At 41.6% G+C, this 26,072-nt stretch carries 15 protein-coding genes and 1 pseudogene; all 16 read right to left on the bottom strand.

Annotated elements, in window-relative coordinates:
- Nucleotides 1-203 precede the first annotated feature (203 nt).
- The 16 genes and pseudogenes from rpsO to ftsA all read right to left on the bottom strand — a co-directional run bounded on the left by rpsO (nt 204) and on the right by ftsA (nt 25,955).
- A complete protein-coding gene (gene rpsO, locus KX728_RS02835) occupies nt 204-473 on the bottom strand; it encodes a 30S ribosomal protein S15 (RefSeq protein WP_001018251.1) in 270 nt (89 codons plus the stop codon).
- A gap of 290 nt (nt 474-763) precedes the next feature.
- Nucleotides 764-1,456 (bottom strand): phosphoglycerate mutase, encoded by a 693-nt coding sequence (locus KX728_RS02830; protein WP_000240130.1) that lies wholly within the window; start codon nt 1,454-1,456, stop codon nt 764-766.
- 163 nt (nt 1,457-1,619) lie between these two features.
- On the bottom strand, nt 1,620-1,874 hold the full coding sequence (locus tag KX728_RS02825; RefSeq protein ID WP_215804869.1) for a hypothetical protein: 255 nt from the start codon (nt 1,872-1,874) through the stop codon (nt 1,620-1,622).
- 362 nt (nt 1,875-2,236) lie between these two features.
- A complete protein-coding gene (locus KX728_RS02820) occupies nt 2,237-2,617 on the bottom strand; it encodes a hypothetical protein (protein WP_042768629.1) in 381 nt (126 codons plus the stop codon).
- Between the two features lie 151 nt (nt 2,618-2,768).
- On the bottom strand, nt 2,769-8,273 hold the full coding sequence (locus KX728_RS02815; protein ID WP_215804870.1) for a ZmpA/ZmpB/ZmpC family metallo-endopeptidase: 5,505 nt from the start codon (nt 8,271-8,273) through the stop codon (nt 2,769-2,771).
- A 233-nt stretch (nt 8,274-8,506) separates the two neighbouring features.
- Nucleotides 8,507-8,887 (bottom strand): hypothetical protein, encoded by a 381-nt coding sequence (locus KX728_RS02810; protein ID WP_215804871.1) that lies wholly within the window; start codon nt 8,885-8,887, stop codon nt 8,507-8,509.
- A gap of 246 nt (nt 8,888-9,133) precedes the next feature.
- Nucleotides 9,134-16,636 (bottom strand): annotated as a pseudogene (locus KX728_RS02805) (ZmpA/ZmpB/ZmpC family metallo-endopeptidase).
- A 294-nt stretch (nt 16,637-16,930) separates the two neighbouring features.
- Complete coding sequence (ileS, locus tag KX728_RS02800; protein WP_070535012.1) at nt 16,931-19,723, bottom strand: isoleucine--tRNA ligase; 2,793 nt, start codon at nt 19,721-19,723, stop codon at nt 16,931-16,933.
- A 251-nt stretch (nt 19,724-19,974) separates the two neighbouring features.
- Nucleotides 19,975-20,769, bottom strand: coding sequence for a DivIVA domain-containing protein (locus tag KX728_RS02795; protein ID WP_049501417.1), 795 nt, complete (start codon nt 20,767-20,769; stop codon nt 19,975-19,977).
- A gap of 16 nt (nt 20,770-20,785) precedes the next feature.
- Entirely contained in the window at nt 20,786-21,040 is a 255-nt protein-coding gene (locus KX728_RS02790; protein ID WP_000028988.1) for a DivIVA domain-containing protein, read from the bottom strand.
- An 8-nt stretch (nt 21,041-21,048) separates the two neighbouring features.
- Nucleotides 21,049-21,840, bottom strand: a complete 792-nt coding sequence (locus tag KX728_RS02785) for a YlmH family RNA-binding protein (protein WP_215804872.1) — start codon at nt 21,838-21,840, stop codon at nt 21,049-21,051.
- Nucleotides 21,837-22,097 (bottom strand): YggT family protein, encoded by a 261-nt coding sequence (locus KX728_RS02780; protein WP_000576500.1) that lies wholly within the window; start codon nt 22,095-22,097, stop codon nt 21,837-21,839. Before KX728_RS02780 ends, KX728_RS02785 begins: the two co-directional genes overlap by 4 nt.
- Entirely contained in the window at nt 22,097-22,627 is a 531-nt protein-coding gene (locus tag KX728_RS02775; RefSeq protein WP_000053373.1) for a cell division protein SepF, read from the bottom strand. Before KX728_RS02775 ends, KX728_RS02780 begins: the two co-directional genes overlap by 1 nt.
- A gap of 9 nt (nt 22,628-22,636) precedes the next feature.
- A complete protein-coding gene (locus KX728_RS02770) occupies nt 22,637-23,308 on the bottom strand; it encodes a YggS family pyridoxal phosphate-dependent enzyme (protein ID WP_001049619.1) in 672 nt (223 codons plus the stop codon).
- A 3-nt stretch (nt 23,309-23,311) separates the two neighbouring features.
- Nucleotides 23,312-24,568, bottom strand: coding sequence for a cell division protein FtsZ (gene ftsZ / locus KX728_RS02765; protein WP_000144261.1), 1,257 nt, complete (start codon nt 24,566-24,568; stop codon nt 23,312-23,314).
- A gap of 16 nt (nt 24,569-24,584) precedes the next feature.
- Nucleotides 24,585-25,955 (bottom strand): cell division protein FtsA, encoded by a 1,371-nt coding sequence (gene ftsA, locus KX728_RS02760; RefSeq protein WP_000196347.1) that lies wholly within the window; start codon nt 25,953-25,955, stop codon nt 24,585-24,587.
- Nucleotides 25,956-26,072 lie beyond the last annotated feature (117 nt).

Here is a 26,072-nt window from a genome sequence, read left to right as displayed (position 1 = left end):
AGCTCAAGTCTTGCTGGATAAAACGTTTATAGACTAGGCGACAAGCCGAAGATTGTACAAAAATGTTAGTGAAACAAAAAATCTCCCCGAAGGGAGATGATCTGGTTTATTTTACCTTACAGTGCTAGGAACCGTAACCGAAGATTATACTTGAGTATATCGAGGTAAGGTGACAACGCAATGTAAGTGGAAAATAAAGCAGATTAGCGACGAAGTCCTAGAGAGTTAATCAACTCACGGTAACGGTTAACGTCGTTTTTACGCAAGTATGCAAGCAAGTTACGACGGCGACCGATTTTCTTCATCAATCCACGGTAAGTAGCGTGGTCTTTTTTGTGTTGTTTGATGTGTTCGTTAAGGTGGTTGATTTCCCAAGTAAGGACAGCAACTTGAACCTCTACTGAACCTGTATCACCTTCGTGACGTGCATATTGTGCGATGATTTCATTTTTTTTCTCTTTTGAGATTGCCATGATGTTTCTCCTTTTTATTTGGCTTCATCCGAGTGACAGGTTGGCATGCCTGTAACCAAGAAGAAGTTATTTGTCTTTATGACAGTTCTTATTCTACCAAGAAGCAGAGACTTTGTCAACTGATTTACTGTTTAAAACCTTGAATTACTCTACTGATTTCAGGCTTCGAGCATATCAACCTTTCTTACAATCAAGTCACTCTTTACTATCATTATAAGGCTTTTTCAACTAGTTGGAAACTAGAAGCAAAAACAAAAAAGCCTAGGAATCCTAGGCTTTCTGTTTATAAATTATTTTCCAAGGTAGTATTCAGAAACTACGTTCAATTTTTCGTCGAATTCGAATACCAATGGTGGGAAGTTAGGGATTTCCACGTCCATGATTTCGTCATCTGACAAGCGTTTGATGTGTTTTACAAGGGCACGGATTGAGTTACCGTGAGCTCCTACGAATACGTTTTTACCATCTTTAAGTGCTGGAGCGATTTTGTCTTCCCAGAATGGAAGGGCACGTTCCAAAGTCACTTTCAAGTTTTCAGCATCTGGGATAACTGAGTCGTCAAGTGAAGCGTAACGACGGTCAGTGTGAGCTGAATGCTCATCATCACGGTCCATGTTTGGAGGCAATACATCGTATGAACGACGCCAGATGTGAACTTGCTCATCACCAAATTGTTCAGCAGCTTCAGCCTTGTTTTTACCAGTCAAACCACCGTAGTGACGTTCGTTCAAGCGCCATGATTTTTCAACTGGAACCCACAATTGGTCAGAAGCTTCAAGAGCCAAGTTTGTTGTTTTGATCGCACGTTTCAATACTGAAGTGTAAGCTTGGTCAAATTCGATACCAGCTTCTTTGATCAATTTACCAGCGTCAATCGCTTGTTGTGTTCCTTTTTCAGACAAATCAACATCAGCCCAACCAGTGAAAAGGTTAGCTTTGTTCCATTCAGACTCACCGTGGCGAGCAAAAACCAATTTTACCATTAGATGGATTCTCCTTTTATTTTTCGAGGTTTCCCTCGTTTATCTATTCTATTTTACACAATTTTTAATAAAAAAGCTAGTTAAAATCAACTAAAAAGAGAGAACAGTGTCCTCTCATCTAGTTATTATTATTTCGCGATATTCAATCAAGAAACGATTGCAATTATTTGTTATTTAAAGCATCAATTATACGATCAGTATTCTTAGTTACATTAGTATCATTGTAACGATTATGAATTAGACCTTCAATTGTTTCTTTGCAATTTTCAAGATTAGCTTTTTCAAATACTACCACACTGACAACATGTGTTCCACCAGAAGTAAGATGCAAAACTAGTAGAGTCTGAAAAGCGCTTAGCACTGTTAATACATCATATGCCGCTAATATCAATCCTCCGATAAATGAATTTTGCACCATTGAAAGGTCAATAAGAGCGAAAATGATACCCCAAGCAAATGATTTGAAATCAAGACGAAATGAACTATCTACACTTGCAACATGATCAACAGGAATTGTTTTATTTTGAGAACCCAGTGGAATAACTTTTAAAATAGTATTAGGGTTCGAAGTTTTTATAAAGACTCCCTCTAAAGCAATGGAAGCTTTTAAATAAATGTTAAATACGATGTAATGAAAGATTATTTCATAATATTCTCCTTTTTTTTCAAGTTGTATTACATCATGTTTTCTTATAAAAAAAGCATTTTGCTAACATATTCTTTCGCCAGATAATTCTTTAAATAAAAAACAACCCTCAAACGGATTGTTTCACTAGACGATCAGACAAGGCCACGGACTTCTTTTAAAAATTTAGAAAAAGAAACAGCACCTTTAATGATTAGAAATCCTCCTATCCACTCGGTCGCTGAAAGAAAGCCCAGCACGCCACCAATGATAAATAAAATAGATGGCAGCATTCGAAGTTGTTGATCCTCTTCGAAATAGATTAGCATAAAAGTCCCTAATGCAATCATCAAAATCTTAAAAAATGTCAGGAGCAGGGAAAAGGCAACCGTGACGACCAGCATTTTTGAAGGATCTTTATAGATGATGGCCCCAGTATAGGATAGCAAAAATCGTAGGACAGGTCCCAAAAGCAAGGTTATACCTGCCAGCATGCCCAGTCTCCAATTGAGTCGAACCAATCTATCTCTCTCCATAAAAACCTCCTTCTCTCGTAGCTATCATTCTACCATATTTGCTCCAGAAACAAAAGACCTTCTCCGTCACAAACAAATCGCTTACCAGCTTTCAGACATCCGAACATAAAAAGAGAAGATCTGTCGATCCTCCCTTTTCATTTTCCAACCCTTATTTCTTAAAAATAGAGGTTCTGAAGTCGTTTGTTTGGTCAAGATAGGCCTTAAAGATTGCTCTCTTCAACTTATGAACGGCACTGTCATACTCTGGATTATAGTTGCTCCAACGAGGACTTGCAGCATCCTTGAGAACAGCTTGGTCCATGAGGGCCTGCAATTCACTTACTTTATTAATAGTCTTTGTTACATAGCTTGGCCATGGTTTTGTCGGATCTTTAAAGGTCACCTGCTTCAAGTTCTCAAACTGATCCACACGTTCTTTATACATGGCTTTCTTAAAGGCAGCCCAAGATGAATACTTCCCTTCAAATACCTTGTTCAATACAAGTTCATCTGTCACCAATCCTCGTTCTTTACCATAGAGATTGATAGTTTTACCTTTTTGTTTGGCAGCTTCTTCGTATTGGTTAGAGATATAAGGTACCATTCCATCCTTGAAGCCTTTGGCAGCCAAAAGTTCGTAAGCAATCCTACGCCCCATAAGGTCCCCTGGCGTGCCTTTCTCACTGCTGAGAGCTGAATAGATTGGGGCAAAGAGTTTAATCGTATAGTAGCCATTTCGCTCGTATTCACCAGACTGGTACTCACGAGCTGACAAGATATTATGGTCAATCAAACTATCAAAACTATTCAGGTTTTGGGCCTCTGCTTCTGTCAATTCTTTGACTACGTTAGTGGCATAAACCTCATTTCCATCTGCTGGATCTTTCACATACTTGTTCTCAATCTTTCTGAGAGCCGCCATTTTCTGGTAAACATTCAGTTTGTTAACGATTGATTGTCCTTCGAGGTATTCCAGCATGTAGATAAGGTCAAACATGTTGTGGACATAGTTCTGAAGATCTGTTGCGTTTTGGAATCTCTCTGTCGGATCCAAGACTTGCAGACGGGATTCCTCTGTACTATCTGATTTTGAGTGTTTCAAGATAGAATTGATGGTAATGGTTGCGTCACTTGGTTGGTCAGGGGCTTGCAATAAACCTTTTGCAAAGAACTCTGGTCCCAATCCACTTCTTCGACCATAGCCGCCAAGGTAGATATCCTGATCTGAATCATGGGTCATTTCATGGGTATAAGTAATGGCTCCATCCTTGTCCAGCATACGGTAAGACATATAGTAGACGCCATCCCCTGTTGCGTAGGCTCCATGTTGGTTGTGTACTACCTTATTGCCAACTGGTCCAAAGAAGTTCTTCATGGCTGGATTGGAACTATCAAACTTAGCCTCAACTGTAGCTTTTCCAGAGGTTGTGTCATCCCCAAACTTATAAGCATCATAAAGGAGGATGGTACGATAGAGTTTTTCACGTGATTGTTCATCTAAAATGCGATACCAATAATCGTAGTGATCTCGCTGGCGTTTGGCTGTTTCACGCGCATTTTCTTCAACAAAGTCATTGAGAGCCTTGCCCGCTTTATGCTCGCTATTGCGGTAGCGATCATAGGCTCCAAATCCTAGACTAGACATAGTTGAGATGACAAATACTGATTTCTCTGGCAAGGTTAGGAGCGGCAAGACCATATTGCGGTATTTCCATGTGGCACTCGTGATGCGATCATAAACACCGATAGAATACTTGGTACCAGCTTGTCCCTGCTTAGTTCTGACTTCTTCAATATTAGATTTTTCTTCGACGATGTAAGCCTTAGTCTCTGATTTAAACCAGTCATTGTTGCTTTTCTCTGGTAGAAAGACTTTTCGGTAATGTTCTAAAGTGCTAAACAAATCTGTCGTTCCATGTTGACTGGCAAGACTGATACCATAAGTATCGACATTATTCTTAGCTAGAAGATTGTTAAAACCAGATTTACCTAACTCAATCAGGGCATCTAGTGGTAAAGCATTTCCCTTACCAAAGAAGTTCAGGTGGTACAGAACCAGGTCTTTGACGTTTACCTGACCATAGCTGAAGTTGTACCAACGCTCCAGATAGGTCAAACCAAGTAGCAAGGCTTCCTTGTTGCGCTTGATTTTATCTACAAGATAGCCCTTGGTAACTGGGTTGTCACCAGCCAGTCCAGCATCTGCTGACAAGAGTTTCTTCAAACTGTCTTCCAGTTGTTCCTTGGTTTTGGCGAACTGGTCTTCTAGATAGAGCTCAGTCTGCTTAACGTTTGGAGAAATACCGAGCGTCTTTCTGATGGCTTCTGAATGATAGTCAACCTTTTGTAAGCCTGGTAAGACTTGCTTGATGATAGAGCTTTGGTCATACAAGAATTGGTTTGGCGTATAGAGAAGGCCAGTATCTCCTAGACTATATTCTGCTAATTTGGCAAAATCAGCCTGGTATTTGAGATTGAGTTTTTCAGATGAATGGTCCTTGTAGTGTAGCAAGAGTTTGTTTGCAGTCTCTTTGTTAGAAACAATGTCTGTGATGACTTGGTCATCCTTCATCATAACTGCTGACAAGAGCTCTTTTTGATATAACAGACTGTTCTCATTGACCAGATTTCCGTATTTGACGATAGTTGCCTTGTTATAGAAAGGTAGTAATTTTTCAATATTTTTATAAGCCAAAGCGCGCTTAGCTTGATAATGGGCCACCTTAGAAAAATCACTTTCTTTACTACCACTTGTTGAAAGGGGCTCCACTGTTGGTAGAGTGAGAGGATTGATGGCTGCTTTTTTGCTTTCGATTTGGGAAGCATCCAGCATTGTTCCTCTTTCTTCAAAGGATTCCTTGCTGACGACCTCATCCTTGACCATAGTGACATTGTAGACTCTGTTGGCCTTGCTACTGAATGTGTCCTTCACCTTCATTCCATTGTAGTGGTAGCCGGTAATGGCATTTCCGTTGGTTACATTGACATCACTGAGAACATTGGTCAATCTTCCAGCATGCTGTTCCTCATTAGTTTTTCGATCCCACAAATAGCCTGCTACTCCCGCGACTCTACCAAAGTGCTTGGCATTGTTAATATCGCCTTCAGCATAGCTATCTTGGATTTGTGCATCCTGATCTACTAGACCTGCAAGACCACCCACTGTCTGATCTGAACTATTTGTGTTGGACGAAATGGCTACTGTCGCTTTTGACTTCGTCAGCAAAGCCCTGTTTCCTGTCAAATGACCGACCAGACCACCGATATTGTAGGCAGCAGTCGTTTCATAAGTGTTGATAATTCTTCCCTTGAAAATGCTCTCTGTGATGCTTGATTGGTCCGCCTTAGCTAGCAAACCACCGATACCACGTTCACCGGCGAGAACACCATCGACGTGAACTTGCTGAATCTTTGTGTTATTCTGGGCTTCATAGGCCAGTGAACCAATATCATCTTTCCCTGAAATAGAGACATTTTTCAGACTCAATTTTTCTACTCTAGCGCCATTCAAGATTTCAAACAGAGGCTTTTTCAAGTTGTAAATAGCATACTGCTTGCCATCTTTTTCACCAATCAACTGACCAGTAAAGGCGCCCTTGATGTAAGATCTTTCATCAGGTCCCAGTTCCACTTCGTTGGCATTCAAACTAGCTGCTAAATGATAGGTTCCAGAGAGATTCTTGTTGATAGCTTTGACCAGGTTGCTAAAGGAAGTAAAGGTTATCGTTTCCTCTGTAGCCTTCTTAGCTAAGTAGAAGGTGAAATTATCAACATATTTATTTTCTAGCTCTTGCTGGAGTTTCTCAGCCTTGGCTGTGATTTTATAAACTGGCTGCCCATTTTTCGTTTCTGCAGCTATTGAAGCGACTGGTAGATAGACATCTTTAAATGACGAAGATTTAACCTTGACAAAGTAAGTGTCTGGATTACTTGGGACACCATCTAAAGAAACGTGTTGTTTGTAAGTACCATTGGTCTGACTATACAACTCCAGATCCGAAACATTTCTTAATTCAAGTGTTTTTTCTGGATCTTTTTCTTTTGGTTTTTCTGTCGGAGCTTCCGGTTTTACTTGCTCAGTATTGCCAGTATATTCTGGAAGAGGAGCGACTTGTTCCGGTTCAACGATAGCTCCTGCTTGAGTGCCTGTATAGGCTGGTGTTTCAGTTGTCTCTGGGGCTACTATTGCACCTGATTGCGTATCTGTATATTCTGGTTTTTCAGCTATCTCAGGGGCAACAATCGCTCCCGCTTGAGTTCCTGTATACTCTTGTGTCGGTGGTACCTTTTCAGGCTCTACGATTGCTCCAGACTGCTCGCCTGTATAGGTTGGTTTCTCAGCCGTTTCTGGTTCCACCAAAGCCCCAGACTGGACGCCCCCAACCTCTGGCTCAACTTTTTCTGGTTCGACGATAGCACCAGCTTGGGTTCCCTGATACTCAGGTAGCGGAGCGACTTGCTCGGGTTCAACGACTGCTCCTGCTTGGGTGCCAGTATATTCAGGTTTTTCAGCTGTTTCAGGGGCAACAATCGCTCCCGCTTGATTCCCATTGTATTCTGGTAATGGAGCCTGAGTCTCAGACTCTCCTTTTCTTGCAGACTGAGGTGCTTCACTCGGAGCAACTGCCTTCTTAGTCCCTTTCTCTACTATACGTGGCAAGGCTTCTTCTACTTTAGTTGATAGAACTTCCCGAGAAATTTCTTGGTTTTCAACAGTGAAAATGCGAACAAGTTGAATCTTCTTCCCAGCACGACCTTCTTGTTTGACATGGATGGTCTCCTCTGCTAGATCTGGATTTTCTTGAACCACTTCTGAAAAGTCTAGTTTGGTTACAATTTCTTGGTCTTTGTATAGGAGCTCTGGTTTGTTCACGCGACCAGCCAAGACTTCGTCTTGAGGATCTACACTAGCAATACCGGACGGCTTTTGATTGGATGAATCTTGAGATGGGATTGGTTTTTCAGCAGGGAGTGTAGGAGATGGAGCTTTCTGCTCATCTCCTGCCTTTTGCCCACCCTCATTGGTCTGGAAATGAGGTTGAACCGTATAGTCAAGTTTCTGATCCCTAGCAGCAGTTTCTTGCTGATTAATCTCTTTGTCTTGCTTAATATAACCTAGGTAGGTATAACCCGATAAGGCACGTGGCAAAGGCAGACTATCTCCTTGGGATAATTGGTATTCTTGATTGTACTGTAGCAAAAGTTGATTTTCGATAGCCTGAACTGAAGAAACCAAACCTCTGCCCATCCCTGTTACCAAAATCACATTCAAGAGAGCTTTCTTTTTGCCTTTCTTTTTCGATACAACAAAAATAAGAAGGCCAATCGAAGCTAGCGCTTCACCTGATAAAACACTAGTAAGACTATGCTGCCCACCTGTATTGGGCAACTGACCTAGCTGTGCTTTCTCATCCATACGGTAGACTAGATAATAGGTGCTTTCACTATCTTCAGCAATTTTAGGAATGTCCTTTACAATCAAGTCTTTTTCTTGTCCACTCAACTCCGTATCCGTCATATATTTGTAGTGAATAGCTACATTTTCTTGAGCAAATACGGTTCCACTGCTAGCAATGGACACAAAAAATAGGCTTGAAATCGAAGCTGACACAAGACCAATTGCTAATTTTCGTAAGGAGAAACGATGCTGCTTCTCTCCAAAAATCTTTTTCATTCTAAATCCTCTCGCTTTTTAACCTCTATCAAGAAAATAACTATTTTTATATTTTGATATAGGTATTTTACATCAACCATTATACTATAAAAAGAGTTCCTTGTCTCAAATAAATGCTTTAGATTTTACGATTATTAAAGCTTATTTATCCTGTCAAATCTACCCCTGCTTGGTAACAAAAAAAGAAGGCTAAGCGCCTTCTCTTATTTGAAAATATTCCTAACAAAAAGTTATTATTCTTGAATCTCGAATTTTTTCAAAAGTCCAAAATAGAGGGATCCACCAATGATTGTCAGAATTCCTCCTACCCATCCCAAGAATGGGATCAATCTAACAGAACCACCTACGATAAACAAAACAGACGGTGCAGGGGTCACACGTTCATCGTCCTTGTAATAGACAATAGACACAATTCCTAAAACCAAGACAGCAATTTTTACCAATGACAAAATAATTGAAAAAATCGTCAATATACCAACTGTTGCATCAGAGTCTTCCGTCGCCGCAGCAGCCCCGACAGCTATCATAAACATAACAAGAGGTGCCAACAGTAAAACAATACCTGCGATAAGACCAAAAATCGCATTTACGCGAGCAAGTGTATCTGTTTTCATCTGAATCTCCTTAAAAATTTTTACAGCTATCATTTTATCATATTTTCATGAAAAACAAAAGAAATTTCAAAACGAGTATTCTAGTTGGTGAATGATTTCAAATTTCTATCCAGACATTTAGACTAAGAAATAAGTTATGTATCAATTTGTTTGTAAGTTATTCGTCTTCTCCACTAAGCAAGCAATTCCATAGAAAAAAGAAGATCACTTAGATCTTCTTTTTTCATGTCTATCTTTGCAAGATGCTTATCTTTCAAAGATAGACTGTCTGAAGTCGTCTGTCTCACGAAGATAAGCGTTGTAAATCTTCTTCTTGAGCAGGTTAACCCAGCTAGCTTCGACACGGCTAGTAGCATTGGTAATGTTGCGTACATCCTCTGCCACGGCTGCGTCCATCAACTGCTGCATCTCTGCATAAGAACGAATGGTTACTTTCTTGGTACTGTTTGGATTTTTAAGCTCGTACTCAATGGTGATTGGCTTCAGCTTGGTTAGCTGATCAATTCGCTCCTTGTACATGGCCTTCTTGAAGGCTGCCCAAGAGGTGTATTCACCCTTAAATACATTTTCCAAGACTTTCTGGTCTGTCACGAGACCGACATCTCTTCCAGACCATCCGTCCCACGTTTTCTTCCCTTCATCGAAGGCTTCCTGAGAGTACTGACCAGAAACATAAGGGACAAATCCGTCATGATAGCCCTTGGCTGCCAGTAATTCATAGGCTGTGCGACGGAACATAACGTCTCCAGGTGCTCCATTTGGATTGCTCAAGGCTGAGTAAATTGGTGAGAAAAGGCTGAGGCTGAGGTAGCCATTTCGACCATATTTCCCACTTTCTTTATTCTCCCGACGAGTGATCACATCATTATCAATCAGGGAGTCAAAGGTCTTCAGCTGCTTGATTTCCTCAGCTGTGAAGCTTCGCGTCTGGTTACCTGCGTGGGTCTCCTTACCATACTTATCTGTAATATAGTAATTCTCCATCTTCCTGAACCACTGTAACTTGGCAGCATCGCTCTGCTTCAACATAGAAGTACCTTCTAGATAGTCCAAGGTGTAGATCATGTCAAACATACCATGGACATAGTGTTGTAGGTCTGCTGCATTTTGAACGCGTTCCTTGAAATTATAGGTATGCATACGTGTCTTAGAATCCTTATCCACCTTGAAGAGAGTATTGAGCGTAATGGTTGGTTCATCTGCGCTCGGTGAAGACTGCAAGAGTCCGCGAGCATAGAGTTCCGCACCCAAGCCCTCACGACGACCATAACCTTCAAAGTAAATAGCACCGTCAGAGTTATGGGTCATCTCATGCGTGTAGACTGAGTTACCATAGTCTTCCAACAATTTAGCAGCATCAAAGTGAGTTACACTACCCGTAGCATAGGCATTATAGCCCTTGCTTGGATACCACTTGCCAGCTGGTCCAAAGAATTCCTGCATAGCCTGTGATTTTTTGTCATTAGCTGGAGCCCAATATCTTTGACCATTCTTGTCAACCAATGAGAATCCATCATACACCAGAACCGAACGGAAGAGCTTGTCCTTGCTTTCTGGACTGAGAATCTTATACCAGAAATCATAGTGGTCGCGCTGGTATTCAGCTGTTTTTCTCACTCTGTCTTCGACATATTCAACTAGTTCTGCGTCTGTTCGCACTCTGTTATTGGCATCCAGGCGGTAACGATCATAAGCCCCCATAGAGAGGGTAGACATATTAGAGATAGCATAGACACCCTTCTCTGTCATGGTCAAGAGTGGCAGGAGCATGCCCTTGTGTTCCCAATTATCTGCAGTAATCTTGTCATAAACACCGACAGAGTACTTGCTCTTGCCCTCGGCTGCGTCCTGAAGCTGTCTCGCTTCTGCTACATCGGACTTAGCCTCAACGATGTAGGCTTTTGTATTGGTCTTGAGCCATTCATTATTGGTCTTGTATGGTAGGAAGAGCTGACGGTAGCCTTCAAGGTAATTGAAGAGTCCTCGCTTGCCAGTTGCTTCAGAGAGCGAATTATCATATGCTGTATAGTTGTTCTTAGCCTTTAGATTCTCAAGTCCTGATTTCCCTAAAGAAATGATTGTATCAAGAACCGAAACGTCATTCTTACCATAGAAATCCAACTTGTAAGCCGATAGGTCCTTAACATTAAAGTTGTCATAGTTGATATTATACCAACGGTTAAGGTAAGTCAACCCTAATAGGAAAGCTTCTTTATCAGCAAGAATCTTCTTAACAAGATAATCCTTAACTACTTCACCTTCAGTATTGATAGCTTTATCCATAGCTAGCACTTTGCGAAGCTCACCTGATAGCTTGCTTTTCACTTGCGTAAATGCAGTGTCTAAGTATAGTTCATCCAAAGAAGTATCTGCGGCTACTCCGAGAGCTGTACGCATAGCTGGCGAATCAAGAACGACTTTGTTTAACTCTGGCAGGACTTGATTTAGAATACTAGTATAATCTGATACAAAGGCTTCTGGAGTATAAAGAAGGTCTAACCCCTTGATACTATACTCAGCAATGCCTTGGTTGACGAAATCTCCCTGATAAGATATTTCTAGGTAGTCAATAGTATTGTCCATGTAGTGCAGCATCAAACGATTGATTGCTGTTTTATTGCTATGGATATCAGTGATAACCTGGTCGCCCTTCATCGGAACAACATCCAGTAGGTACTCCTTGTTCAACTTATGCTCTTTCGGGATCTTGTTCGCAAACGAAACAATGGTTTCTTTATTGTAGAAAGGAAGCAGTTTCTCCATATTTGCATAAGAATATCCACGGTCGAATTGAGCATTGTTTACCTCACCATAGTCGACATAACGCATATTTAGATTCGTGTCATCTAGGCTAGTCGTGATGTCCATAGCAGTCAGTTTTTCTTCCATTTCTTCTTGAGTAATAGTAGAAGTAACAAACTGATCGTTTTTCAAGGTTTCACTTTTAGCAACTTTATATGCTTGCGTAATGCGGTCGTTTTTGTAGCCCTGATCCCCAGAAATACTGTAAACATTTGTACCGCTAACATTACTGATCACATTATCAACTAAACCATTAAAGTAGTTCGAGCCGACCACTCCACCGATTTGACCGCTAGTGGTTGCATTATATAGTTTTCCTGTCACATACGACTTGGTGATTCGAGCATTGTTTTCTAGACGTCCAACCAAACCACCGATACGTTGTTCATTTGATCGTGCACCACTAATAATCGTTACATCTGCTTTACTTTGGCTAAGAAGAGATTCTCCTCCTTTAAGGTTTGCAACCAAACCACCTACATTATAAGCTTTGATTTGTTGACTGTTAGATAGGATAGTCCCCGTAAAGGAACTATTCGTGATTTTCGTATTGGTTCCATTAACTACTAGACCCGCTACGTTAGAGGCGTTGCCTACTACCGATACTCTCCCCAGAACAGAAACATCTGTGATTAGCGCATTCTCCGCATTGCGTGCCAGAGCAGCCGAGTCATAGGTACCCACGATATTCACGTCTTTAAAGTCGATATTGGTAATAGAAGATCCGTTCTTGAGGTTTTCAAATAAAGGCTTGGCTAGATTGTAAATCGCATATTGCTTGCCATTTTGACTACCCGTCAGACTGCCGGTGAAGTTCCCTTTGAGATAGACATAATCAGCAGGAGCTAGGTTGACCTCGCTCGCATCCAAATCAGCTCCCAACACATAATTTCCTGCCATATTTCGCTTCATAGCGTCTACCAATCCAGCAAAGCTGGTGTAGACATTTTGCTGACTTGGGACTGCCTTACTGATGTAAAAGTCGTGCCCAGACTTGTATCCTATCTCACTTTCTTGGACGAGTTCAGGAAGGGCTACATTAACCTTATAGACTGCCTTGCCATCTTTCTCTGCTTCAGCAATGCTGTGAACTGGTAGGAGAATTTCCTTGGATTCGCTTGACTTGATTTTGACGAAGTAGGTAGACAGATCCGTAGGCATAGAGCTCATCGATACAAAGCGCTTGTATTGGTCATTTTCTTTATGATAAAACTCAACAGAATCAATATCACGGAAGGCAATCTTCTTGTATTCTAGCTCAAAGTTACGACTGTCTGTTTCAAACTCAGTAAAGCTGCCATTATCGAGTTCATAAGTCAACTTGGTTTTTAGAGTGTAGCCTGTGTAGTAGTCTAGGTCGCCAATTTTCAAGCTGCCAGCAAAGTTGGTAATCGGAAGAGTGCGAATCAGCTGGTCTCCCTGGTACAATTCTGCAGTCGCTGAACGGAAGGACTGGGTCTGGTCTTCCAATCTATATTGGACCGTCACCGACTTATCATCAGCATTCTCAGTCAGACTTAGAATGGAAACAGTCGGCTTGACTTTAGGCACTCCATTTAGTGCTTCTTTGGCTGCTGTCAGGCTAACAAGAGCTTGGTTGACCTGTACTTGTGTAGCAGTCTGATTGTTCAAAACTCCCTCTGCCTTGGTCAATTCGTCAGTATAAGCTGTCTGCTTTTCTGAATCCGCATTCTTATATTTAACCGAGGTTTTAACCGTTGGATTTAAATCGTACTCAGTCTGAAGAGCTGTTTTAACAACTTCAAGACCACTTAATTGCGCCTTGGCTTGATTGATTTGTTCCACCAGTTGGTTGACTTCTGCTTGGCTGGCTTGGGATTGGCTCAGAATCGCTTAGCCTGCCGTCAAAGCAGCATCATAGTTAGCTTGATGACTCTGACTATCGTTGAAATAACGGGCCTGAGCTTTAATCTGATTCGCTTCTGCCAAGAGACTATGCAGTGAAATTAAATCGAACTCCTCTAAAGCGTCTGCTTTCGGTGCATCACTTGGTACCATAGTTGGCTTAGCCGTGCCGACTTTGACGATTTGTGTTATAGGAGCTAGTGTTTCTTCATTAGATAATTCTTGGCGGTCAACAACTTGACCGTTAGAACTGTAAACACGAGTCTTAATGGTACGTTCGCCTTGAACACCCGGAGTTGTGATTTGGCGAGCATCTCGAACAAGCTCATCCGTATATTGCTCCTCGATGTTAAAGGCTATTTTCTCTACGAGGGTTTCATCTGTGTAAGTCAGTGGATACTCTGGCAAAGCGTCTGCTTTTGGCGCATCGCTTGGTACCATGTTTGGTTTAGCCGTACCGACCTTGACCACTTGCGTTACGGGAGCTAGTGTTTCCTCGTTGGACAACTCTTGGCGGTCAACCTCTTGACCGTTAGAACTGTAGACACGAGTCTTGATGGTACGTTCACCTTGGACACCCGGAGTCGCGATTTGACGAGCATCTCGAACAAGCTCATCGGTTTCTTCTTCACGAATAGTGAAGTTAATTTTCTCAACGCGAATTTCGTCAGTATATGTCAGCGGATACTCTGGCAAAGCATCTGCTTTCGGTGCATCACTTGGTACCATGTTTGGTTTAGCTGTGCCGACTTTGACAATTTGCGTTACTGGAGCTAGAGTTTCCTCGTTAGACAACTCTTGGCGGTCGACAACTTGACCGTTGGAACTGTAGACACGGGTCTTAATCGTACGTTCACCTTGGACACCCGGAGTTGCGATTTGACGAGCATCTTGGACCAATTCATCCGTTTCTTCTTCACGAATGCTAAAGTTGATTTTCTCTACGCGCGTTTCGTCAGTATATGTCAACGGATACTCTGGCAGGGCGTCTGCTTTTGGCGCTTCGTTCGGTACCATGCTTGGTTTAGCTGTGCCGACTTTGACAATTTGCGTTACTGGAGCTAGAGTTTCCTCGTTAGACAACTCTTGGCGGTCGACAACTTGACCGTTGGAACTGTAGACACGGGTCTTAATCGTACGTTCACCTTGGACACCCGGAGTTGCGATTTGACGGGCATCTTGAACAAGCTCATCCGTATATTGCTCTTCGATATTAAAGGCTATTTTCTCTACGCGGGTTTCGTCAGTATATGTCAGCGGATACTCTGGCAGAGCGTCTGCTTTTGGCGCTTCGTTCGGTACCATATTTGGCTTAGCTGTTCCGACTTTGATGATTTGCATTACCGGAGCCAAGGTTTCTTCATTCGAAAGTTCTTGGCGGTCGACAACTTGACCGTTGGAACTGTAAACACGAGTCTTAATGGTACGCTCACCTTGGACACCCGGAGCTGCGATTTGACGACTTCCTTCTGGAATTTCATCTGTATATTGCTCGTCAATAGAAAAATCAATCTTTTCTATTCTAACCTCATCATTTGTAGTCAATTCCAACTCAGAATTCTCATGAATAGGCGCTGTTTCTGGACTGGTGCCATATTCTGTCAGTTCTGGAATCTCTTGAACTGGAGGCGTATCAGAACTGGTGCCATACTCTGCTAATTCTGGAACTTCGTGAACTGGCGCTGTATCAGGATTTGTCCCATATTCCGTTAGTTCTGGAATCTCTTGAACTGGAGATGTCTCGGGACTAGTGCCATACTCTGCCAATTCTGGAACTTCGTGAACTGGTGCTGTATCAGGATTTGTCCCATATTCCGTTAGTTCTGGAATCTCTTGAACTGGAGATGTCTCGGGACTAGTGCCATACTCTGCCAATTCTGAAACTTCGTGAACTGGCGCTGTTTCTGGACTGGTGCCATACTCTGCTAATTCTGGAACTTCGTGAACTGGCGCTGTATCAGGAGTTGTGCCATATTCTGCCAATTCTGGAACTTCGTGAACTGGAGTTTCTTTTGGTATCGAGTTAGTTGGAGCTGTTCCAACTAAAATAATTTCAGAAACAGGTTTAAGCGTCACTTGATCAGAAATCATTTCGCTTTTTACGATTTCTTGATCCTTACGAAAATGACGAGTCACTACTGTACGTTGACCTCGAATACCTGATTGTATGACTTTTGATTGGCCTTGAGCCAATTCATCGGTATATTGGTATTTTGTCTGATAAGGAAGTTCTTGGACTGACTTTTGCTCACTAATTTTTAGTTCTGGTAAGTCATAAATAGGAGTTGAGCGTGTGAATTCAATCTCCTTGGCAGCTATAGCTTCTCTTTCTTCCTCAGTTAAAGCATCACCCTTATCTGAAACAATCTCTTTCATATCAAGATTTGTTTCACTCGGTTTAAGCTCACTTCCCTTCTCTTTCTCCAAGTCAAGTGTCGGATTTTCCTTCTGAACAGAATGAGCTAAATGACTATCATTTTGTTCTTCATTCTTTAAGTAACCGATATAGTCGTAACCATCAATTTTCAATGGCGCTGGCAGTGCATCTCCAAGACCCAAGTTAAGACTTTGATTATATGCCGCAAGTTCGATATTCGTCACTGCTAAGACTGTTGGAGATAGCAGTATGGATCCCATTCCAGTTACCAACAAGATCGAAGATAAATACCTCTTCCCATTTCTGCCTCTAACAACTACAAGCACTAGTAATGCAAGACCCATCGCTGTAAAAGTTGATTCCCAAAGGTCGGAGTGACCTGTCTTAGGCAATACTCCAGATGAATCCCCTTGAGTAGTCGGACGATAAACTAAGTAATAGGTCTCTGAAGCATCCTCAACATACTTTGGAATCTCCCTTATCAAGGCACTCTTCTCTGCATCCGTCAATTCAGACTCCACTACGTAGTGGTATTTGACCTGAGCAGACTGCTGACTTTGAATTTCTGCTGCCTTGACAGAAGTCAAGCCCCCAGCCATTTGCCCACTCAAAAGGAAGCTTCCAATAGTCGCCGAAACGAGCCCGACAGACAACTTTCTGAAAGAAAAACGCTGTCGTTTTTCTCCATAAAACCGATGTTTCATTCTCAAAATTTCCTCTTCAATATATTATTCAATCCTTTCTATTCTACCTGATTTAACTTGATTATTCAAATTATTTGTCGCGATTTTTAGAAGCAACACATGCTTTTTAAAAGTACCAAAAAAAGACTCCTCTTTTTAAAAAATCTCAAAAAATCAACTTAAAACTCTCCCTAAAAATGTTGAATTTCTACATCTTTATCCTAAGCTTTTACCAGCAAAAAAAGAGAGAAATGACTTTCTCTCTTTTACCTTTCCTCTCATCTTAAACTATGAGAAGACATATTTCTAATCTGATTATTTGGCTTCAAATCCTTCTGCAACTGCATCCGCAAAGTTTTCTTCTACGATGTTTGCACAGTGGTCACAGATGACTGCATGGTAGCTGCGTTCTGCTGTTGTTGGGTCGATACGACGGCAACGGTCACAAACTTCACCTGCAGCGCGTTCAACTGTAAAGGCAACATCCTCAAAGCTAACTGCGCCTTCTGGAGCTGTACCTTCAGCGATGGTCAATTCTGACACGATCAAAAGTTGAGCTACATTGCTATCCACTGCTCCAAGAAGAGTTTTCACCACTTCATTTGGATAAACTGTCAAGTGTGCTTCAAGCGATTTCCCGATAACTTTTGCATTACGCGCTTCTTCCAAGGCTTTTTGAGCTTGTCCTCGGAAATCCATGAAAGCTGCCCATGTATCCAAGATTTCTTCTTGGTTGGCAAAAGTTTGAGCCTCTGGTAATTCAGACAATTGAACAAAGTCTTCAGCTTCAAACTCAAGATATGACCAGATTTCCTCTGCAGTGTGAGGAAGGATTGGTGTCAAGAGTTTGGTGATTTTCACAAGAATGTCATAGAAGACAGTTTGCATTTGACGGCGTTCGAGTGATTTGGCACCTTCGATGTAAACAACGTCTTTAGCGAAGTCAAGGTAGAAGGCTGACAAGTCAACGTTGATAAAGTTCACCAAGGCCTTGTAAATTGTCAAGAATTCAAAGTTGGCATAAGCATCACGAATGGTCTTGACAAGCTGGTTAAAGCGGATGGTCATGTACTTATCAACCGAACGAAGCTCATCGTAAGCCACTGCGTCTTGAGCTGGGTTAAAGTCAGAAGTGTTAGCAATCAAGAAACGAAGTGTGTTCCGGATCTTACGGTAAGTTTCAGAGACTTGGCTCAAGATATCCATAGAGATACGCACATCGTTGCTTGAGTCCACACTTGTTACCCAGAGACGCAAGATTTCCGCACCAAATTGTTTTTCAACATCACTTGGAGCAATGGTATTCCCAAGAGATTTAGACATCTTCTCACCTTTACCATCAAGGGCAAAACCTTGTGACAAGATTTGTTTATATGGAGCAACGCCATGGTTGGCAACAGATGTGATAAGTGATGAGTTAAACCAACCACGGTATTGGTCAGAACCTTCAAGGTAAAGATCTGCTGGGTATTTGAGTTCTGGACGGTTGACCACTACTCCATTCCATGATGAACCTGAGTCAAACCATACGTCCATGATATCTGTTTCTTTTTTGAACTCGCCATTTGGTGAACCTGGATGAGTAAATCCTTCTGGCAAGAGGTCCTTAGCATCACGTTCCCACCAGATGATAGAACCGTGTTCCTCAAAGAGTTGAGCTACATGTTCAATCGTTTCAGCTGTCATGATAGCTGTACCATCTTCTGCGTAGAAGATTGGAAGCGGAACTCCCCAAGCACGTTGACGAGAGATAACCCAGTCACCACGGTCACGAATCATATTGTAAAGACGAACTTTCCCCCATTCTGAGTGGAACTTCACTTTTTCAATTTCATCCAAGATTTCTTGGCGGAATTTAGATACAGAAGCAAACCACTGTGGAACAGCTCGCCAGATGATTGGTTTCTTGGTACGCCAGTCAAATGGGTATGAGTGAGAAATTTCTTCCTGAGCAAGGAGTAAATCACCCAGTTTTTCGATAACAGTCGGCACAACCTTGTCATAGAACTGACCCGCAAATTCAGGACCAGCATTTTCCATCATAATACCGCGTTCGTTAACTGTTACAGCAACTTCAAGGCCGTTGGCAACACCAACATTGTAGTCGTCCTCACCAAAACCAGGGGCTGTATGGACAATACCAGTACCAGAGTCAGTCGTAACGTGGTCACCAAGGATCACCAACTCATCTACAGCTGTATCCCATGGGTGGACTGTTACGATGTGATTCAATTCTTGACCACGGTAGGTTGCCAAGACTTGCACATCAGCCCAGCCAAATTTCTCAGACAAACTGTTCAACAATTCTGAAGCAACTACAAACTTACGAGATTCACCAGCTGGTTGTACCAATACATAATCAATATCTGCTCCAACTGTCAAACCACGAGATGCTGTGATAGTAAATGGTGTAGTGGTCCATACGACAATATAAGTATCCGTATCTAGAACACCTTTTCCGTCTTTGACGCGGTTAGCATAGTAAAGGGAAGTTGAAAGCAAGTCATGGTATTCAATTTCCGCTTCAGCAAGAGCTGATTCAGATGACCAAGACCAGTAAACTGGCTTGGCACCACGGTAGATGTAGCCTTTCTTAGCCATTTCTCCGAAGACACGGATCTGAGCCGCTTCATAGTCCGGAGTCAAAGTCACATAAGGATTTTCCCAGTCACCAGAAACACCCAATCGTTTAAAGTCTTCACGTTGTTTATCTACTTGAGAAAGAGCGTACTCGCGGCAAAGTTTCAAGTACTCAACCAAGTCCATTTCTTTGCGTTTAACACCTTGTTTAGCCAAGACTTGCTCGATTGGCAATCCATGTGTATCCCAACCTGGAATATAAGGGGCGTAAAATCCAGACATAGATTTCGAACGAACAATAATATCTTTAGAAATCTTGTTCATGGCATGTCCAACGTGGATATTTCCGTTTGCATACGGAGGTCCATCATGCAAGGTGAAATGTGGTTTTCCTTGGTTCAATTCTTGACGACGTTGGTAAAGTTTTGCTTCTTCCCATTCTTTTTGCCAAACTGGTTCTTTGGTTGGAAGACCAGCACGCATAGGAAAGTCTGTTTTCCCTAGATTGAGGGTTTCTTTAAGTTTCATTGTTACTCCTTTAATTTAAACTGACAAAATAAAAACCACGATTCGCAAAAAGGACGAAAATCGTGGTACCACCTTTGTTCGAAAAAAGACAGGGTCTCTTTTCCTCTTTTCCCGTAACGTGGGGGACGTCTAGTCTTACTGCTTTCAGACTAGATTCGTTGAGAGGATAATCTAACCACTAGGGATTGCAGGACTCTCACCATCTCCCGCTCGCTGAAAATATAGTTGGTTGGATCTTGTTCTCACATTTTTTATAGGATAAGAACAGATTCTTTGTTTGCATCGTCCTCAGTTGCCGCAGTAGCTTCTACTTCAACTGACTCTTCATGCTGATCAATTTCTTCTGTCTGTTGATTTTGTTGAGCTTCAAACTCAGCTAATTCCTTGTTGCCAGCCTCGATACGAGCTTGCAATTCAGCAACCTCTTCTGGTGTGAATTGACGAGTCATATCAATAGGCTCTTCCTCTGGTTGTAAAGATACAGATTCACCCAGAACTTCACCCACCACTTCTTTAAAGGCTTCATCACTTGTCTGAAGGTAAGTAGCTGTTGGGCGAAGAATATCTTCCCAATCAGATGACTCGACAATAGCCAATTGACTTTCAATCGTAGACTTGAGGCGTTGATGGAATACGCGGCTCTTGTTCTTCAACTCTTCTGTCTCAACAGCCACTCTCTTCGCATTATCTGTTGCCTGACGGAGAATTTCATTTGCCTTGTATTTCGCTTCTTCAAGCAAACGCTGAGCGTCCTGTTCAGCTTGTTGAATAATATTGTTTGAACGTTCTTGAGCAGCTTGTTTGACACGCTCAGCTGTATCTTGAGCAATCAAAACTGACTGACTCAAGGAATCCTTCATCTCATCGAAGTATGACAAACGTTCTTCCAAACTCTTGATGTGTGTCTCTTTATCGTGATTGCTACGAACCAAGTCTTCGTAGTCACGAACAACGATATCAAGAAACTCGTCTACTTCTTCTGGGTCAAAACCTCTAAATCTTGTGCCAAAGGTTTTATCTTTAATTTCTAACGATGTAATTGGCATACTTTTCCTCACTTACTTAATAAAAAATAGAATCATTAATTGCTTCTGGTTCTTGCTCGCTTGTTACTGTTCTCTTAGGAATATCATTCGTATAATAGGAAAGACGTTCTTCTAGTTTTTTGATATAGAGTTCAGTTTCATCTTTGTATCGAATCATCTCCTCTAATTCAAAGTAAATCTTATCTAGAAAGAGGTCAACTTCTTCCTGATTGTAGCCTCTGAATGTTCTTGAGAAAGCTTTATCACTTATTTCTTGTGGTGTAATCGACATATTTTTTCTCACTTGCTTAAAAGTAGCCGGACTGTTAGTTTTTTCTTATCCTTTTTGGTCTGACCATTGTCTTTGACAACTTTTAGACGACCAAACTTTCTCACACTGATCAAATCTCCAACTGCAACCTGGTAATCACTTTTTTCAACCAGATGATAGTTCACCTGGACAGATTTTTTCTCTATCAATTGACTAGCTTGGTTTCTAGATAATTTCAAGGCACTTGATAAGAGGGCATCCAATCGAAAACTCGAAACTAAAATTTCTCGTTCTCTATAATCAATTTTAGACAAAATCCTATCGGTAAAAGGACGTTCCTCCAGCGATACAGGAAGTCTGCCAATCTTTCTTATTCCATCCTGAAAAAGAGGAATGAAATCACGATTGACAAAAATCTGTGCTCTCTTTTCATCTACCAAGATATCACCAAATAATTTACGGTCAATTCCTAGTTGGTTGATAATTGTTCCCAATATTTTTCCATGACTCAGTTGCTCAAACTTACTCGGATAGCAAATTTCCAACAAGGCCATTTCAAAGTCTGATATCTCCGGTTCAAAGTAATCTGGATAGAGAAGAACTCGAACCGACTCTGTCGGAAGAACATCACCACTACTTTGGCAACCCAGTCCATATGTCCCAGCTAGTACCCTCAAAATCTGTTCCTGATGGGGATTGATAAATGGAGTAAGCACCGGCGCATATGTATCTTCTACCCGCTTGATCCACTCTAATCCCTTATCAATAAAGGGGATATCATCTTGGGAAAAATGCTGATAAATGGCTCGATTTACTGTCATAGTAATAGTACTAGTCGTGTTAAGATATTTCCAACAAACTGAATCAGAATTAGCGCTGCCCAAACCGTAAAATCAAGACCAGCAAATTGTAGATTGAGCTTACGAAGGGGCTCAATAACTGGGCGAGCAAGTCTGATAACTAAGCGACCTAGCTGGCTTTCATAGGCATTTGGAAACCATGAAAGAAGAGCAAATGCAACGAGAATGATGGAATAAATGCTAACCGCATTTTGGATTAAACGAATTAAGAAAATCATTATCTTGCTCTATTTCGTTTAATATCAAAACCAAACTCAGCGCTTTGTGATTCGTCTGGAAGTTTGATATCTTCAATATTCACGATAACGTTGACAGGCGTCAATAGATACATCGTACTCGCAACTTTTTTCATATTTCCAGCTAAGACATGACGGGCTCCATCCAAGTAATCAAGGCAACGACGGGCTTGTACTTCTGTCATGTATTGGAAATCAATCAAAATACTTTCATTTCCAGCCAACAAATCTACAATTTCAGTTGCATCTTCATATTTCCTTGGATAGCGAACGTCAATTGTCACTTTCTCATCTGAACGGTGACTTTGCATCGCCAATTCTTGCTGACGCGCATGAAGACGAGTAATATTTGCATCTTTTGCTGTTCCTGACTGAGCAGGTGCTGGTAATTCTTTAGAAGTTGAGATGGCTGGGCTAACTGTTTCCTCTTGTTGAGTCTGATAGTTAGTCGTTTCTTCTCCGTCTTCTGTAAAATAATCTATAAATTTATCGAATCTATCTTTTAAAGACATAGCTCTCTCCTATTTAAAAAATGCTGTACCGATTCGAACAAAGGTTGAGCCGAACTGAATCGCTTCTTTAAAATCACGACTCATTCCCATGCTTAGCTCTGTCATCGGCATATTAGGGATTTGTTTTTCTCTAATTTCTGCTTGCAGAGCCTGCGTATCCTTGAAAATTTCTTTCAATTCATCACTGTCTGCCTCAAAAGGAGCCATGGTCATTAAACCAACATACTCAATCTGATCTAACTTAGCCAATTCTGGCAAAAGTTCTAGCAATTCTTCTTTTGAAAACCCATGCTTGCTTTCTTCCCCAGAAATATTGACCTGCAAGAAACACTTGACAACATGATCTGTTCTCTTTTGAATTTCCTGGGCTAACTTTAGGGAGTCTAAAGCATGAAAGTAATCCACATATGGGATTACTTCTTTCACTTTCCGTCTCTGTAGTGTTCCTATTAAATGCCAAGTAACTGGGTAATCTTTCAAGGCCTGATATTTTTCTAAAAATTTATCGACTCGATTTTCACCTATATGACGGACACCAAGCGGAAGCATGGCTTCCGCTGTTTGTACATCTACATACTTTGTCACTGCGATTACTGAAACAGCATCTAGAGCACGGTTGGCTTCTTGACTAGCATCAGCTATTTGCTGAAAAACTAATTCAGTATTTTTTTTCAAATTCATTGATTAACGATTTTTGAAGAATGGAGGTGTATCCAATTCATCTTCATCTTGTGAAACTGGTGTTTCGAAGCGTTCTACTGGTGAAACAACTGGATCTGTTTGGCGAACAATAGACTCACGACGCAAGTCCCAGTCTCCAAAAGCAGAGGCTTGGTTAGTTTCAAAGCGACGTGGACTTGATTTAGGCAATTCTGCTGTCTCTTCCAAGTCGAATTGACGGTCAAATGTGTGTGCTTGTGGAGCTTTAGTTGATGGTCTTCCAACTGGTTGGTTGTTACGAGCTCCAACTACTTTTTCCACTCGCTCTTGACGAACACCTGTTGCTACAACTGTAACACGGATTTCATCCTTCATGCTTTCGTCAATTGATGTTCCAAGCCAGATGTTTACACCTTGGCCAGCTGCTTGGTTGACAATTTCTGAAGCTTCTTCTGCTTCAATCAAGGTCAAGTCAAGTCCACCAGTAACATTTACGATAACATCCTCTGCACCATCGATAGTTGTTTCAAGAAGTGGAGAGTAAATTGCTTTACGAGCCGCTTCAACAACGCGTTCTTCACCACTACCGATACCGATACCCATAAGGGCATTCCCTTTGTTTGCCATTACAGTTTTCACGTCAGCAAAGTCAAGGTTAATCAATCCTGGGTTCGTGATCAAGTCAGTGATCCCTTGAACACCTTGACGAAGAACGTTATCTGCTTCGCTAAGAGCTTCAAGAAGTGGTGTTTTCTTATCAACAATTTCAAGCAAGTTGTTATTAGAGATAATCAACAAAGTATCAACATGCTCGCGAAGTTCGTTGATTCCTTCTACAGCGTACTGACCACGTTTGCTTCCTTCAAATCCGAAAGGACGTGTCACAACACCAACTGTAAGAGCACCAAGATCTTTAGCGATACGTGCAATAACAGGGGCTGCACCTGTACCAGATCCACCACCCATACCTGCCGTGATAAAGACCATGTCTGCTCCAGTGATAGCTTCCGTCAAAGCTTCTTCACTTTCTTCTGCAGCTTTACGTCCAACTTCTGGACGTCCTCCAGCACCCAAACCACGAGTCAATTTTGGACCAAGTTGGATAACTGTTTCTGCTTTCGTACTGCTAAGGGCTTGCACATCAGTGTTAGCTGCGATAAATTCTACACCAGCAACACCTTCGTCAACCATGCGGTTAATGGCGTTACCACCACCACCACCGACACCAATTACCTTAATAACTGCGCCTTGAGCTGCTGCTGTATCAAATGAAAATGTCATAATTTCTTATCCTCTTTTATTCATCAAACATGCTTCCGATCAAACCACGGAAACGTTCTGTTAGCTTCGGTTTACTTTGAGAACTTGCTTGGAATTCTTCCTTCGGAGCAACTGGAGTTTCCTGCACAGTTTCAGCTGGAGCTGTTTGTGCTGGACTTGGTTGCGCTACTGGATTCAAACGTTGATTTGGAATGCCAAAGTTGATTGGTTTTTGACGAAGGAATTCATCTCCTTTAACTGCTTTTTGAGCAAGAAGATTGACTTCAGTCAATTTACCAGCAAACTCAGACAAGCTAATCACGTGCGCAAATGCAGGGTTGCGAATTCCAACTTGATTTGGTACATAGAGTTTTACGCGAACACCAAATACTTCTTGGGCTAATTCAACAATTCCTGGTAAAATTGCATTTCCACCGATAAGGACGATACCTCCTGGCAAATCCAACAAGTGTCTTCTTTCCAACTCTTGTTTGATTTGGTCAAAGATATGTTTGATGCGTGCTGAGATAATTTCTGCCAAGTAGCTTTCTGTTACTTCAACAGGTTCTACTTCACCAATTACTTCAACTTGGAAAGTTTCGTTACTCGCAAGTGGAACGTAAGCTTCACCATAGTTCAGTTTCAAACTTTCTGCAATTTTTTGAGATGTTTTCAAGACTTTAGAAATGTCTTTAGTGACGTAATCTCCACCTTCTTGGTAGATGTTAGTGAACTGCAATTCTTGGTTACGGATAGTCGCTACAGTAGTCTGACCTCCACCCATGTCAATGACAGTCGCACCAAATTCACGTTCACCTTCATTGAGAACGGAGTTCACGATTGCCAAAGGTGAAATAATCACGTTATCAACATGAATACCTACACGCTCAACTGTCTTGCGAAGATTGTGTAGAATCGTACGAGGACCTGTGTAAAGCAGACCGCGCATTTCCAAGCGGACACCCATCATACCACGAGGGTCACGGATTCCTTGGAAACCATCCACGATGAATTCTTCTGGAATAAAGGTAATCACTTCACGGTCAGGAGTCATGCTCTTTGTCAAAGCTGATTTGACAACATTTTCAACATCTTGATCTGTGATTTCTTTAGTATCTGAAGTTACAGGAATCATTCCTTGTGTTGGTTCAACCTGCAAGAGGTTTGCTGGAAGGCCAACATTGACAGACTTAATAGAAATACCAGCTTTCTCTTCTGCCTGTGTGATTGCAGATTTGATTGCTGAAGCAGCTGCTTCAATATCAACAATAATTCCGTCTTTGACACCTTTACTTTTGGCATTGCTAACACCAATTACATTTACTTCGCCATCTCTATGCTCAGCTACTAGCACTTTAATCGAGCTAGTTCCGATATCTAAGCCTGTAAAAAAACCATCTCTAGTCATTACATCGCATCCTCTCTGTCTTCCAAGTTTCTCACTTCTATTTAATAACTATGTTTGGGCATAGCTATTCAAAGAATATTATAACACAAAAAATCCAATCGTGCTTAGTTTTTGATA

The organism is Streptococcus oralis, assembly GCF_019334565.1.
In the GTDB taxonomy this organism is placed as follows: domain Bacteria; phylum Bacillota; class Bacilli; order Lactobacillales; family Streptococcaceae; genus Streptococcus; species Streptococcus oralis_CR.
Note: the sequence above shows the minus strand (reverse complement) of the source record. Positions and strands in the feature narration are given on the sequence as shown.

Excerpts from the sequence above, each read along its gene's own strand:
- rpsO (WP_001018251.1), bottom strand. The coding sequence starts at position 473 with ATGGCAATCTCAAAAGAGAAAAAAAATGAAATCATCGCACAATATGCA.
- KX728_RS02830 (WP_000240130.1), bottom strand. The coding sequence starts at position 1,456 with ATGGTAAAATTGGTTTTTGCTCGCCACGGTGAGTCTGAATGGAACAAA.
- KX728_RS02825 (WP_215804869.1), bottom strand. The coding sequence starts at position 1,874 with ATGGTGCAAAATTCATTTATCGGAGGATTGATATTAGCGGCATATGAT.
- KX728_RS02820 (WP_042768629.1), bottom strand. The coding sequence starts at position 2,617 with ATGGAGAGAGATAGATTGGTTCGACTCAATTGGAGACTGGGCATGCTG.
- KX728_RS02815 (WP_215804870.1), bottom strand. The coding sequence starts at position 8,273 with ATGAAAAAGATTTTTGGAGAGAAGCAGCATCGTTTCTCCTTACGAAAA.
- KX728_RS02810 (WP_215804871.1), bottom strand. The coding sequence starts at position 8,887 with ATGAAAACAGATACACTTGCTCGCGTAAATGCGATTTTTGGTCTTATC.
- ileS (WP_070535012.1), bottom strand. The coding sequence starts at position 19,723 with ATGAAACTTAAAGAAACCCTCAATCTAGGGAAAACAGACTTTCCTATG.
- KX728_RS02795 (WP_049501417.1), bottom strand. The coding sequence starts at position 20,769 with ATGCCAATTACATCGTTAGAAATTAAAGATAAAACCTTTGGCACAAGA.
- KX728_RS02790 (WP_000028988.1), bottom strand. The coding sequence starts at position 21,040 with ATGTCGATTACACCACAAGAAATAAGTGATAAAGCTTTCTCAAGAACA.
- KX728_RS02785 (WP_215804872.1), bottom strand. The coding sequence starts at position 21,840 with ATGACAGTAAATCGAGCCATTTATCAGCATTTTTCCCAAGATGATATC.
- KX728_RS02780 (WP_000576500.1), bottom strand. The coding sequence starts at position 22,097 with ATGATTTTCTTAATTCGTTTAATCCAAAATGCGGTTAGCATTTATTCC.
- KX728_RS02775 (WP_000053373.1), bottom strand. The coding sequence starts at position 22,627 with ATGTCTTTAAAAGATAGATTCGATAAATTTATAGATTATTTTACAGAA.
- KX728_RS02770 (WP_001049619.1), bottom strand. The coding sequence starts at position 23,308 with ATGAATTTGAAAAAAAATACTGAATTAGTTTTTCAGCAAATAGCTGAT.
- ftsZ (WP_000144261.1), bottom strand. The coding sequence starts at position 24,568 with ATGACATTTTCATTTGATACAGCAGCAGCTCAAGGCGCAGTTATTAAG.
- ftsA (WP_000196347.1), bottom strand. The coding sequence starts at position 25,955 with ATGACTAGAGATGGTTTTTTTACAGGCTTAGATATCGGAACTAGCTCG.